The sequence below is a fragment of the Streptomyces sp. NPDC056169 genome (genome assembly GCF_042268445.1).
Lineage (GTDB): Bacteria > Actinomycetota > Actinomycetes > Streptomycetales > Streptomycetaceae > Streptomyces.
The window spans coordinates 194940-207452 of record NZ_JBHJUO010000010.1; the positions used below are offsets into that span (position 1 = coordinate 194940).

General features: G+C 71.5%; 8 protein-coding genes. 3 read left to right on the forward strand and 5 right to left on the reverse strand.

The window, feature by feature from the left end; translation table 11 throughout:
- The first annotated feature begins 11 nt into the window (after positions 1-11).
- A complete protein-coding gene (locus tag ACFC0G_RS18185) occupies positions 12-665 on the forward strand; it encodes a TetR/AcrR family transcriptional regulator (protein WP_376404256.1) in 654 nt (217 codons plus the stop codon).
- 21 nt (positions 666-686) lie between these two features.
- On the opposite strand, the gene ACFC0G_RS18190 is transcribed toward ACFC0G_RS18185, so the two are convergent.
- Positions 687-1391: a GNAT family N-acetyltransferase gene (locus tag ACFC0G_RS18190; protein ID WP_376404258.1), complete on the reverse strand. Its 705-nt coding sequence runs from the start codon at positions 1389-1391 to the stop codon at positions 687-689.
- Positions 1392-1692: 301 nt separating this feature from the next.
- Entirely contained in the window at positions 1693-2412 is a 720-nt protein-coding gene (locus ACFC0G_RS18195) for a helix-turn-helix domain-containing protein (RefSeq protein WP_376404260.1), read from the reverse strand.
- A 448-nt stretch (positions 2413-2860) separates the two neighbouring features.
- On the opposite strand from ACFC0G_RS18195, the gene ACFC0G_RS18200 reads away from it, so the two are divergent.
- Entirely contained in the window at positions 2861-4225 is a 1365-nt protein-coding gene (locus ACFC0G_RS18200) for a nucleobase:cation symporter-2 family protein (protein ID WP_376404262.1), read from the forward strand.
- A 75-nt stretch (positions 4226-4300) separates the two neighbouring features.
- Here ACFC0G_RS18200 and ACFC0G_RS18205 read toward each other — a convergent pair whose 3' ends face one another.
- The 3 genes from ACFC0G_RS18205 to ACFC0G_RS18215 all read right to left on the reverse strand — a co-directional run bounded on the left by ACFC0G_RS18205 (position 4301) and on the right by ACFC0G_RS18215 (position 9660).
- Positions 4301-6439 (reverse strand): hypothetical protein, encoded by a 2139-nt coding sequence (locus ACFC0G_RS18205; protein WP_376404264.1) that lies wholly within the window; start codon positions 6437-6439, stop codon positions 4301-4303.
- Between the two features lie 558 nt (positions 6440-6997).
- A complete protein-coding gene (locus ACFC0G_RS18210) occupies positions 6998-8554 on the reverse strand; it encodes an acyl-CoA synthetase (RefSeq protein ID WP_376404266.1) in 1557 nt (518 codons plus the stop codon).
- Positions 8551-9660, reverse strand: coding sequence for an NAD(P)H-dependent flavin oxidoreductase (locus ACFC0G_RS18215; RefSeq protein WP_376404268.1), 1110 nt, complete (start codon positions 9658-9660; stop codon positions 8551-8553). The genes ACFC0G_RS18210 and ACFC0G_RS18215 overlap by 4 nt, the downstream gene beginning before the upstream one ends.
- A gap of 410 nt (positions 9661-10070) precedes the next feature.
- Between ACFC0G_RS18215 and ACFC0G_RS18220 the strand changes: the two genes are divergently transcribed.
- Positions 10071-11894: a serine hydrolase gene (locus ACFC0G_RS18220; protein ID WP_376404270.1), complete on the forward strand. Its 1824-nt coding sequence runs from the start codon at positions 10071-10073 to the stop codon at positions 11892-11894.
- Positions 11895-12513: the final 619 nt, after the last annotated feature.

Consider the following 12513-nt stretch of genomic DNA (forward strand, 5'->3'; position numbering starts at 1 on the left):
GGTGGCGGACCATGGCGGCGACAGGTACGGACACCCCTCGGGAGCGCTATCGAGCCCAGGTACGGGCCGAGATCACGCAACGCGCCTGGGAACAGATCGCCACGGCGGGGGCCTCGGCGCTCTCGCTCAACGCGATCGCCAAGCAGATGGGCATGAGCGGACCGGCGCTCTACCGCTACTTCGCCGGGCGCGACGAGCTGATCACCGAGCTCGTCCGGGAGGCGTACCGGAGCCTCGCCGACACCCTCGGCGACGCCGCGGCCGCCGGTGCCGACCTGTCCGGACTCGCACACGCCCTGCGCGACTGGGCCCTGACGGACCCTCAGCGGTACTTCCTCGTCTACGGCACACCCGTCCCCGGGTACCAGGCGCCCGCGGACACCACCGCCATCTCCTCCGAGATCATGACGACGCTGCTCGACGCGTGCGCGGCACTGCCCCAGACGGGCGCGACGAGCCCGTTCGGCAGCTACCTGGAGGACCATCGGGGCTGGGCCGCGGGCCATCCCGCCCCGCCCGGGGCCCTCCACCGGTTCCTGGCCTTCTGGACCCGGATGCACGGCGTACTGTCGCTGGAACTCGCCGGCCACTTCACCGGCATGGACCTCGACCCGACCCTGCTCTTCACGGCCGAACTCGACGAACTGCTGGCGCCCCGACCCTGAGACCGGACAGGGGCTGGGGCCCTACGGGGTGCGGAAGCCGCGGAAGGTCACGTGCTTGCGCGTCACGAAGCCCAGCTTCTCGTAGAGGGCGATCGCGCCGGTGTTCGCCTCGGCCACGTGGAGGAAGGACCCTTCGCCCCGCGCCTCGATGCGTGCGGCGAGCGCGCCGACCAGACGGGCGGCGTGTCCCTGCCCGCGGGCCTCGGGCGCGGTGCAGACCGCGCTGATCTCGGTCCATCCCGGCGGCCGGAGCCGCTCGCCGGCCATGGCCACCAGCGCGCCCTTCTCGCGGATGCCGAGGTAGGTGCCGAGTTCGGGGGTCCGGGACCAGAACGGCCCGGGCCGGGTGCGTTCGACGAGGTCCAGCATCTCGGGCACGTCGTCCGTACCCAGTTCGACCACGCCGTCGTCCGTCGCGTCTCCCGGAGTCCCGGACGCGCCGTCGCCCGGCCGGATCATCTGGCGGCCTTCCAGGACGAAGACGGGCTCCCAGTCCGACGGCGGGAGGACCGGGCAGCTGAACATGTCGGCGAACTCCCCCCGGCCGAGGAGTTCGGTGAGGTCGGCCCACCTCACCGGATCCGGGTCGGTGGACACGGCCGCGAAGGTCGAGACGTCCGGCAGATAGGTGAAGGCCCTGCCGACGCGGCGGGCGAGAGGGGCGTGACGGCCCCGGAGGGACTCGCCCACGGGGTCGTCGAGTACGAAGGGATCGCGGCCCGCCATCGTGTTGTCCCTCTCAAGTTCCGTGCCGAACGGGGAAGTCGGTCACCAAGGGAGACCGTCTCGCGCACGAAGTCTAAGGGGGACGTGACGCCGACCCGCGGGCCCGGGCCGACCCGCCCGCCGCCGTCCTCGCCACCCGCGAACGGGGTGAGCGAACCCCGACAGGCCCTTGCCAAGGACTGCTTCAAACGAATCGTCCACGATGCGGAACGAAGTTTCCATAATTGCAGGGTTGCCCTATTGGCTCACCCGACGGCAAGCCTGTCAAGACCTCCCCTCCGGGCGGACGGGCGCGGCACGGTCAGGCCTCCCGAGGACCCAGCCGCCGCCACAGCTGTTCGTCGACCCGGTCGAGGAACGCCAAGGCCTCACGCTCGACCGCTTCGGCGGCAGCTCCGGTCCGGCCGTGGTTGTCGATCCGCTGGTACGCCAGATGGAGCTGCTCCAGGGCGTGGTGGATCTCTGCCGGCGCCACGGGGACGATCTTCGCGACGGGCCGTACGTAGTTCGGCCACCACCCCGTGACCGCCTCCCGCAACAGCACCCGCAGCTGCCCCGTCCTGCCGCACGCGCCGACGAAGCAGGCCGGCGGCGGCCGAAGCACGTCGAACAGCGCCTGGGTCTGGCGCCCGGACCCGCGCCAGCGGTTGCGCCGTTCCGCCTCGGCATAGCGGTCCCGGGTCATGCCGACCCCGACGGCCACCTCCTCCACCGTCAGCCCGAGGAGCCTCCGGCACTGCAGCAGCGTGCCCGGTTCGCCGAGCAGATCACTCGGCGAACACCACAACGCGGCCGCCAGCGCGTCGACTTGACGGGTCGTCGGCACCTCGGCGCCGGACTCCCAGGCCAGGAGCGTGTCGGGATGGAGGGGGCGCCCCTGGAAGGCCGAGACGGCCCAGGCGACCTGGCCTCGAGTAAGTCCGAGCTCCTCGCGCACACGGGCGGCGCGGCGGGGCTCGAGCGGCGGATAGGCGGAGTTTTCGCCCTCGGACGCTCCATGGAGATCATCTCGGGATGGCATAGCCGGACACCGTAGGGGCCAGGGGCCGCTCCGGCCAAGACCTCCGGCTTCCCCGGACACCCAGAACGCCGGTCGACGCGCGTCGACCCCCTTGAGCGACGCGCTTGTGCGTACCTCCAAAGAAATCCAGGAACCAATTCGTCCGCCTGGAGGAGTTGACGGCCCGAGGGCCCGTTCGTAGGGTCACAGCCGTCCACAGTGGAAAGTGAATTCCGCAATAAGGAATCGTGCCGTTCTCCGCACCCGGAATCCCGGCACGGTTTCCGTCCCCCGGACAGGTCCGTCCGCCTGCCCGACTCATCCGGCCGTGCTTCGCTTCGACCGTCCCCGCCGTGTGCCGGCCGGGCGGCCCCTCGGAGGGACTGTCCCCTTGCGCTCCCCTGCACCATTCACGCACGACCGCTCCCACCCGCCCCTCCCCGCCCATCCCGCGGACGAAGTGCTCCCCATGCGGCGGATGTTCCCCGCCGCCCTGCAGCACGTGGCCAGCATGTACGCGGGTCTCGCGGCGCCCCCGCTGATCATCGGCGGCGCGCTCGGCCTGACCGCGGCGCAGCTCACCGCGCTGCTGGCCGCGAGCCTGCTCGTCGCGGGCCTCACCACCGTCGCCCAGACGCTGCGCTTCTGGGGTGTCGGAGCCGGGCTGCCCGTCACCAACGGCGTCTCGTTCGCCGTGGTTTCCCCGGTCCTGGCGGCTTCCGTGTCACGGGGACCGGACACCCTGCCCCTGGTGTTCGGCGCCACTCTCGTCGCCGGGGTGGTCTGCTTCCTCCTGGCTCCGGTCTTCTGCCGGATCGTCCGCTTCTTCCCACCCGTCGTCAGCGGATCCGTCATCACACTGGTCGGCCTCTCACTGCTGCCGGTGGCCGGGGAGTGGGCCCGGGGTGGCGACCCCGAGTCCACCGGCTACGGCTCACCTTCCAACCTCGCGCTCGCCGCCGGGACTCTCGCCTTCACCCTCCTCCTCCATCGGATCCTCAGCGGACGCTTCCTGCAAAGGGTGGCGATCCTGCTCGGCCTCATCGCCGGCACGGCCGCCGCGGTACCGATGGGCAAGGTCGACTTCCACCACCTCTCCCAGGCACCGCTGTTCGCACTCCCGGAACCCTTCGCCTTCGGCGCCCCGCAGTTCCAGGTGCCGGTCATCGCCACCATGCTCGTCGTCATGCTCGTCTCCATGACGGAGTCCACCGCGTCACTGATCGCGGTGGGAACGGTCGTCGACCGACCGGTCGACGACCGCGTCATCGCGGGCAGCCTGCGCGCCCAGGGACTGGGCACCGCACTCGGCGGCGCCCTGGGAGCCTTCGTGGGCTGCGCCTACGCCCAGAACGTCGGCCTCGTCGCGATCAGCCGCATCCGCAGCCGGTACGCCGTCACCCTGTGCGGAGCGATCCTGGTCCTCATGGGTCTCGTGCCGGTCCTGGGCTCCTTGGTCGCCCTCGTGCCCCTGCCCGTACTCGGCGGGGCGGCAGTCGTCTTCTTCGGCTCGATCATCGTCGCCGGGATCCGCACCCTCGCCAAGGCGTCCCTGGCCACCGGGCACAACGGCATCATCGTGTCCGTCGCCCTCGCCTTCGGCCTCTTCCCCATCGCAGCGGCCGACTTCTACGACCGGCTCCCCGCGCCCGTCACCATGGTGCTGGGATCGGGCATCACGGCGGGATGCCTCGTCGCCGTCCTCCTCAACCTGCTCCTGAACCACTTCGGTCGGGGCAGCGAGGCCAACGAGAGCCACATCCCCACGACACAGGTCAACGCCTTCGACGACATCGGCAGCCAGGCACCTCTCCCCCCGCGCCCGGTCCGATGACGCCGAACGTCCCGGCAGGACGGTAATCGCGGCGGCACCGAGGCGAGCGCGCTACTCGGTGCCGTCGGCCCCGTCCTACGGAGCGGACCCCAGGCCGACCAGTTCCCGGAAACTCGAGTTCGTGTGGAGTTCTTTGAAGCACGGGTCGTGCTGAACGGTCCTCTTGTCGGCTTCGGTGACGAGGGTCTGCCGCAGGTCGTCGATCGCGTACGACCATTGCTGCTGACGGGCCTGCTCCCCCATATCCCTCCGCCGCGCGGTGAACATGTGCAGGCAGGCATGGTCGTAGGCCAGCCGTGGTGAGGCGGGAGCACCTTCGTGAGAGTGCTCCGCAGTGGTCGGCCCGGCTTCGGGACCGTCCTGCAGTGCCTCAAGGCACGCCACGAGTGTGCGGGCGTGGGGGTGCATCACGGCTTGCATGCGCCGCAGCGTCCTGCCCTTCCAGGTGACCGTTCTCGGATCGCAGAGGCGGTCGAGTTCATCCGCGGACGTCCGGGAGCTGATCAGCATCGCGGCGCGTTCCGCGGCCGTTCCGCCCCCTTCGACGTAGGCGTTGAGCCACTGGGTGGCGCTGCTGTAGAGGATGCGCATCTTCAGCGGCATCCAGCCCTCGTGGTCGTCGGTCATCCGCGAGATCCGTGACCGGGCGTACTGGTGGTCGATGGAGCGCGCGAACCCGGCGAAATCCGTCTTCTCGTCCGGCTGCTGTTCGTAGGCAGCCCACAGGTACTCGAAGCGCGCCAGTTCGTTGTCCGGGTCGTCGTCGACGGCCTTGGCAAGGAGTTCCACCTTCGTGGCCCCACGCTTCTCGTCCTCTGCAAGCAGCGACCTGCTGTGCGCGATCACCTGCCGGGTGACGCTCTTCCACTGGGAGGCGCCGTACAGGCCGTCCTGAAGTTCCTGGTGAACCGCGCTCAGCTCGACCAGGATGAAGGCGGCGGCGCCGGTGATCATCTGCGCCTTGGCCCTGTCCGTGTCCGGGTCGGCGGGAAGCCTCAGGTCCGCCCTGCTGAATACCGCGCCGGCAGCATGCTGTCCGTTGCGCGAGAGGGTGGTCGCCACGCGGTTGTCGTCCACGAGAGTGACCCTGGCACGCCAGGTGAGATCGGGCCTGAGCGCGAAGAACAAACGGGTCAGCGGTCCCACGAACTTGCCCGCGGGCAGGACACTGAGCTCCTCGACGGGAATCTGGCTCAGGGGCGTGCTTGCCGGTGTGGACGTGCTCTTGTTCAGGGACTGCGGAGACTCCGTGCCGAGGCCCTTCATCCTGGCGAGCAGATAGTCGGAGGACGCGGCGTTCACCTGCCCGTCGGGCTGCTGGACCTCGACCTGGAGACGGAGGTTCTGTCCCAACGCCGCCGCCGTCAGGAAGACGCCGATCGCCGCGAGAGCGATGTGCACGAACATGAGCCGCACGTCGTAACCGAGTTCCGATGCCAGAAGCACCGGAAGGACCCCGGCCACCATGACGACACCGAGGGCAAGCAACAGCCCGCGCCAGTGCTCCCACGTAGCGCCGCGTGCACCCCAGGTCACGAGACCTGCTGCCCCCACGCCGACGACCGCGACTACCAGCACTCCGATCCAGCACTGCGTCCAGGTGGGCTCGAAGGGGCTGAACATGGCGAACAGCGGTGCCATGACCGCTGCGGCGAACAGCAGAAACACACCGAGGACAGCGGCAGTTCGCCGGATCCACACCGGCCATGTGACCGCGTCCACCTTCACCAGCCACCGCGAGCACAGGCCTGCGAGAGCGTAGAGGACCAGCAACCCGATCGCGGTGAGCACGACCAGACGCCCCAGAGGAAGCGCCCAGTCCCTGTAGAAGCGATCGCCGTTCGACACGGCGGTCGGGAGAGGACGGCTCTTCAGGTCCGAGACACGCGCGATGCCGGCGGCCGCGGCGGCGCTCGCCGAATCAAGCTCGACGGCCGCGTCGAACTTGCCCTTGGCGGCGTCGAGGTCTCCGGAGCGGATCAAGAGCTGCCCGGCAGTGACCAGCTCAGCCGCGTCCCGACGCGCATCGGCCACCAGCCTGAGGCCGTCTGCCGCGCATTGCTGGTCGCCGTCGCCGGCTTTCAGCGACTCGTACAGCTGCTGCGCCCGGTCCAGGGATCCCGCCGAGAGATGGGCTTCGGCCGCCGTGCATGTCTGCTGCGCAACCGTGTCGTCCGGTGCAGCGGCGAGAGTGGCGGCCAAGGCGAAGAGCACGATGGCCAGGGCCCGAGCTGGTCGTGTCCACATGATCGACAAGGAACCGGAGCAGTCGGCTCATCGCAGGCAGGCGCACCGCCGACACCGTTCGAACCACCTGGAAGCGCAAGCGCTGAGGTCCACCCGGCCGTATGGTCGGTGGCGGACCCTACGATTTCTCAGGATTGCGTGGCACGGCCGGCGCCCGCTCAGGTCTCGTTGAGGGCACGGTGCACAGCAGCGCGGAATTCGCGGCGAGCTTGGTCGACCTGCTCCAGCTCGTGTGGCCGGACTTGGCCACACGTCACCTTCGGTAGCGACACCCAAGTCGCTCACGAGGGAGCCTGTTGGCCCATCCGACCGCACCAGAACCCCGACGTTTCACCCCGCGGACCGGCCGCGCGCTCCTGCATGGGACGCGGCGTGTCGTGTCCCGTGACCCGGAACTCGCAGTCCGCACGGACCTGTCCGACGGGGGCGCGGCCGGTGTGCTTGGTGAACGCGATCCCGGCGGGGGCTGACGGCCTTCTCCCGGACCCGCACCGCATGACGCGGGTGCGGCTACGGCCGGCCTGGTCACAGCGGGCGCTCGCGGCCCTCCCAGTACGGGTCGCGGAGGCGGCGCTTGTACAGCTTGCCGTTGGGGTCGCGGGGCATGGTGGTGATGAAGTCGACCGACTTGGGGCGCTTGAAGCCGGCGAGGCGGTCGCCGCAGTGGGCCAGGATCTCGTCGGCGAGCGCGGGCCCCGGCTCGTGTCCTTCGGCCGCCTCGACGACCGCCTTGACCTCCTCGCCCCAGTCGGCGTGGGGGATGCCGAAGGCGGCGGCGTCCGCGACGGCCGGGTGGGTGAGGAGCGCGGCCTCGATCTCGGCCGGGTAGATGTTGACCCCACCGGAGATGATCATGTCGATCTTGCGGTCGCGGAGGAAGAGGTAGCCGTCCGCGTCGAGGACGCCGAGGTCGCCGACGGTGAAGAAGTCGCCGATGCGGTTCTTCGCCGTCTTCGCCTCGTCCTTGTGGTACTGGAATCCGCCGGTGTTCATCTTCAGGTAGACGGTGCCCACTTCGCCGGGCGGCAGGCGCTTCCCGTCGTCGTCGAAGACGGCGAGTTCGCTGATCGGCCAGGCCCTGCCGACCGTGCCGGGCTTCTTCAGCCACTCCTCCGCCGTGGCGAAGGCGCCGCCGCCCTCGCTGGCGGCGTAGTACTCCTCGACGCACCGGCCCCACCAGTCGATCATCGCCCGCTTGACGTGCTCGGGGCAGGGCGCGGCGCCGTGGATGGCGTGGCGCATGGAGGAGACGTCGTACCGCTCCCGTACCTCCTCGGGGAGGGAGAGCAGGCGGTGGAACTGGGTGGGGACCATGTGGGTGTGGGTGCACGCGTACCGGTCGATGAGCCGCAGCATCTCCTCCGGCGTCCACCGGTCCATGAGGACCAGCGGGTGCCCGATGTGCAGGGCCGCGGAGGCGAACTGGAGGACGGCCGTGTGGTAGAGCGGCGAGCACACGAGGTGGACGTTGCCGTCGGCGGGCCGGATGCCGAAGATGCCGAGGAAGCCGCCGAGGGGGGTCTCCTCGGGGAGCCTGCCGGGCAGCGGGCGACGGATGCCCCGGGGGCGTCCGGTGGTCCCGGAGGTGTAGTTCATGACCCAGCCGAGCGTGCGGTCGGCGGGCGCGGAGCCGTCCTGCCCGTCGAGGAGTTCGGCGTACGGGCGGAAGCCGGGGACCGTGCCGACGGCGTACCGGTGGCTGGGGGCGAGCCCGGCCTCGTCGGCGGCGAGGGTCGCCGCCTCGCCGAACCGCTCGTGGGCCAGCAGGACCTTGGCGCCGGAGTCGGCGACGATCCAGGCGATCTCGGGGCCGACGAAGTGGTGGTTGACGGGGACCAGGTAGAACCCGGCCTGGGTGGCGGCGAGATGGGCCGTGAAGAACTCGGGGCCGTTGGGCAGGACGACCGCGAAGGCGTCGCCGCGTTCGAGTCCGGCGGCGCGCAGCCCGTGGACGAGCCGATTGGCCTCGGTGTGCAGCCGGCCGGCGGTCCACTCCTCGCCGTCGGGGGCGACGAGCACCGTACGGCCGGGGTCGGCGGCGGCCTGCGCCCAGAATCCGGCAGGGCTGGTGGACTGGCTCATTCCGCGCTCCGTCCCGCGATGCGGTTGATGCGGTCGACGGCCTTCTCGAAGCCCCGGGTGAGCTCGTCGACGACCTGCTGGACACTGCGCTCGGAGTTCATCCGGCCGACGATCTGCCCGACGGGCGTGCCGAGGAGCGGATCGACCTCGTACTTCTGGATACGGGACACGGCCTCGGCGACGAGGAGTCCCTGGAGCGGCATGGGGAGCGGGCCGGGGCCCGCCGGGTCGTCCCAGGCGTCGGTCCATTCGGTACGGAGCTGGCGCGCGGGCTTGCCGGTCAGCGCGCGGGAGCGGACCGTGTCGCCGGAGCCGGCGGCGAGGAGCTTGGCGGTCAGGGCGCGCGAGTGCAGGTCGGCCTCGGTGGTGGTGAGCCAGATCGAACCGAGCCAGACGCCCTGGGCGCCGAGGGCGAGTCCGGCGGCGATCTGCTCTCCGCTGCCGATGCCGCCGGCGGCGAGCACGGGCAGCGGGGACACCGCCTCGACGACCTCGGGAGTGAGGACCATGGACGCGATCTCGCCTGTGTGGCCGCCCGCCTCGTACCCCTGGGCGACGACGACGTCGATGCCGGCGTCGGCGTGGTGGCGGGCGTGGCGGGCGCTGCCCGCGAGGGCGGCGACGAGGACCCCGTGGTCGTGGGCGCGGGCGACGACGTCCGGGGGCGGGGAGCCGAGGGCGTTGGCGAGCAGTTTGATCGGGTAGTCGAAGGCAACGTCGAGCTGGCCGCGGGCGACCTGCTCCATCCAGCCGGTGATCCGCCAGCCGGAGGCCTCGCCCTCGGCGAGTTCGGGCACGCCGTGCTTGGCGAGGGTCGCGCGGACGAACGCGCGGTGCTCCTCGGGGATCATGGCCTCGACGTCCGCCTCGCTGACGCCTTCGACCTTCTTGGCGGGCATCACGACGTCGAGGCCGTAGGGCAGCCCGTCCGTGTGCTCCTGCATCCAGTCGAGGTCGCGCGCGAGGTCGTCGGGCGCGGTGTAGCGGACCGCGCCGAGAACTCCGAATCCGCCGGCTCTGGTGAGGGCGGCGGCCACCGCGGGGAAGGGCGTGAAGCCGAAGATGGCGTGCTCGATCCCCAGGGTGCGACTCAGCTCCGTCTTCATGGGCGGCAGGATGCCGCAGCGGCGCGGCGGAGGGAAGAGATTTTCTGATGCTGCGTCAGATTCTTTGGTCACGGCGCCCCCGCCTCGGATGCCGCCCGCCGCGCCTCACCCTCCTTCCGAGGCGTCGGGGACCGACGCGGCGTCCCGTCGCGCGCGGCGCTCTGCTCGTTGCGCATCCAGCGCGGCCCTCGCCGCGGCGGCCTCCCGCTCCACCCGCTCCGTCAACAGACGCACCCGGGCCTCCCGCTCCGCACCGGTCAAGCCCGTGAGACCCAGCCTGGCGTCACGTTCCTCCTGGGACACGGCGCCCCTCCTCTCCTCGGTCGGCCCCATCGTCCCCGCTGCGCATCCGGTCGTACAGCGTCGGCACGTCGACGTTTCGTCGCGGCTCCTCGTGGGAGAGGGTGGGCATGACGGAGGATGCGGCACGAGACGGAGTTCTGAGCCGGCGCGCGTTCGGCGGCGGCGTACTGGCCCTGGGAGGCGCGGTGGTGATCGGTGCGGTGCCCGGGGCCGCGGCGGCGCCGGGGTCCGAGGGGACCGGGGCCGAGGCGACGGGGGCCGAAGGGGCGGGGTCCGCAGGTGCGGGACCCGGGCGGGCCGCGCGGCGGACGACCCTGCGGCGCGGGTCGGCCGAGCGGGCCGGGCTGCTCCCCGCGCAGCTGGACCGGCTGGTCGCCGACGCCGAGGCCTTCCTCGCTCCCTCCCCCACGCACCCCTGGTACGCGGGGGCCGTGCTGCTCGCCGGGCGCGGCGGGACCGTCGCCCTGCACCGGCCGATCGGCTCGGCCGTGCGGTACTCCGCGTACGACGAGAAGACGGACACGGGCGTCGAGCTGCCGCCGGAGGAGCAGCGCCCGATGACCGAGGACACGGTCTTCGACCTGGCGTCCGTCTCCAAGCTCTTCACCTCGATCCTGGCGGTGCAGCAGATCGAGCGCGGGGCGCTCGATCTGGAGGCGAAGGTCACCGCGTACCTCCCGGAGTTCGGGGGCGGCGGGAAGCAGGACGTCACGGTACGTCAGCTGCTCACGCACACCTCGGGTTTCCGGTCCTGGATCCCGCTGTACCGGGAGCCGACCCGGGAGGGGAAGCTGCGACTGCTGTGGAACGAGGTGCCGGCGAACCCGCCGGGCTCCGCGTACCTCTACTCCGATCTGAATCTGATCTCGCTCCAGCTGATCCTGGAGGAGATCACCGGTCACGGTCTGGAGGTCCTGCTCCACGACGAGATCACCGCTCCGCTCGGGATGCACCGCACGCGTTTCAATCCACCGCTCTCCTGGCGGGCGGACATCGCCGCCACCGAGGACGCCCGGCGCCCCTGGTCCGGCCTCGACCGGGGCATGGTGCGGGGCGAGGTCCACGACGAGAACGCCTACAGCATGGGCGGAGTCGCCGGCCACGCCGGGATCTTCTCCCGCGCCTGGGACCTCGCGATCCTGGCCCGCACCCTCCTCAACGGCGGCGCGTACGGCCGGGCCCGCATCCTCTCCCCCGAGTCCGTGGAGCTGATGTTCACCGACTTCAACACCGCCTTCCCCGGCGACGAGCACGGCCTCGGCTTCGAGCTCTACCAGCACTGGTACATGGGCGCGATGGCCACACCGCGCACGGCCGGTCACACCGGATTCACCGGGACCAGCCTCGTCCTCGACCCGACGACCGACGCCTTCCTGATCGTCCTCGGCAACTCGGTCCACCCGGTGCGCTCGTGGCGGTCCGGCTCGGCGCCCCGGGTCGCCGCGGCGAACGGCCTGGCCCGCGCCGTCCCCGTCCGCCCCGCCCGGGGCCGTACCGCCTGGTTCTCGGGCATGGCGAGCGCCACCACCGCCACGCTGACGCTCCCTCAGGTGCCGGGCGCCGCCCGCCTGGAGTGCGCGCTGTGGTGGGACACCGAGCCGGGCGCCGACCCGGTCGCCCTGGAGGCCTCGACCGACGGCGGCACGACCTGGCAGCCGGTGCCCTTCACCACGGACGGCCGCACCGAGCACCCGACCGGCGCCGTCGGCGGCTGGTCCGGCCGCGTCTGGCACACCGCGTCCGCGCCGCTGCCCGGGCCGGACACCCTCCTCCGCTGGCGGTACACCACGGACCAGCGGTACGTGGGGCGGGGCGTGTACGTGGACGGGCTGCGGCTTCTCGACAGCGCGGGACGCCCCGTGTTCGACGAGGTGCGGCCGGCCGACGGAGCGCGGATCGACGCCAACGGCTGGACCAGGTCGGCCGATTGAGAGGTACAGGGCAAGCCCCGGGGCGAACCGTCGGGACGGAGTGCGCACAAGTGATCACGTGCGGTACCGTCCCGGCGGGAAGATCTCACCGGGGGGATGAGACGAACGCCTGGGCGAGCGTCTGTCGCGTCGCCCGTTCGCGGTGCCCTTCCGGTCCGCGGGGGTCGCCGCAACCGGCCCGCTGACGAACGCGGCACAACCGCCTCCAGGCCCAGCCGCCCCATCGTCCTTGATCTCGGTCGCCGGCCGAGGCGAGCCCCAGCAGCCGGGCCTGCTGCGGATCCAGAGCCGCCAGCTCGGCGGCCGCGCCACCGGCTCGCAGCCACTGCCCGCCGCCGGCTCCCCGAACGTCAGCCCGCCTCCCGCAGCCCTCAGTAGACCCGGCCTCAGCCCCAGCGGATCCCAGCGCCAACGTCAGGTGGACCTTGACCGGCTCGCCGAACACGCCCTCGCGGACGAACACCGGCAGGCCTTCCCAGTTCGACAGCTCCTGCTCGGTGGGGCGCGGGGCGCAGGGGGCCGGCCGCCCGGCTCTGCCGGGCCGACCTCGGTGAGGACTTCTCCGGCCCGGCCCGTACACGCACTCTGAGTTCGCGACCCCCGAGGCGGTCTGTGTCCG

What these genes read in the sequence shown, in the direction of transcription:
- ACFC0G_RS18215 (WP_376404268.1), bottom strand. Translation starts at nt 9,660, where the DNA reads ATGAAGACGGAGCTGAGTCGCACCCTGGGGATCGAGCACGCCATCTTC.
- ACFC0G_RS18185 (WP_376404256.1), top strand. Translation starts at nt 12, where the DNA reads ATGGCGGCGACAGGTACGGACACCCCTCGGGAGCGCTATCGAGCCCAG.
- ACFC0G_RS18220 (WP_376404270.1), top strand. Translation starts at nt 10,071, where the DNA reads ATGACGGAGGATGCGGCACGAGACGGAGTTCTGAGCCGGCGCGCGTTC.
- ACFC0G_RS18195 (WP_376404260.1), bottom strand. Translation starts at nt 2,412, where the DNA reads ATGCCATCCCGAGATGATCTCCATGGAGCGTCCGAGGGCGAAAACTCC.
- ACFC0G_RS18210 (WP_376404266.1), bottom strand. Translation starts at nt 8,554, where the DNA reads ATGAGCCAGTCCACCAGCCCTGCCGGATTCTGGGCGCAGGCCGCCGCC.
- ACFC0G_RS18190 (WP_376404258.1), bottom strand. Translation starts at nt 1,391, where the DNA reads ATGGCGGGCCGCGATCCCTTCGTACTCGACGACCCCGTGGGCGAGTCC.
- ACFC0G_RS18200 (WP_376404262.1), top strand. Translation starts at nt 2,861, where the DNA reads ATGCGGCGGATGTTCCCCGCCGCCCTGCAGCACGTGGCCAGCATGTAC.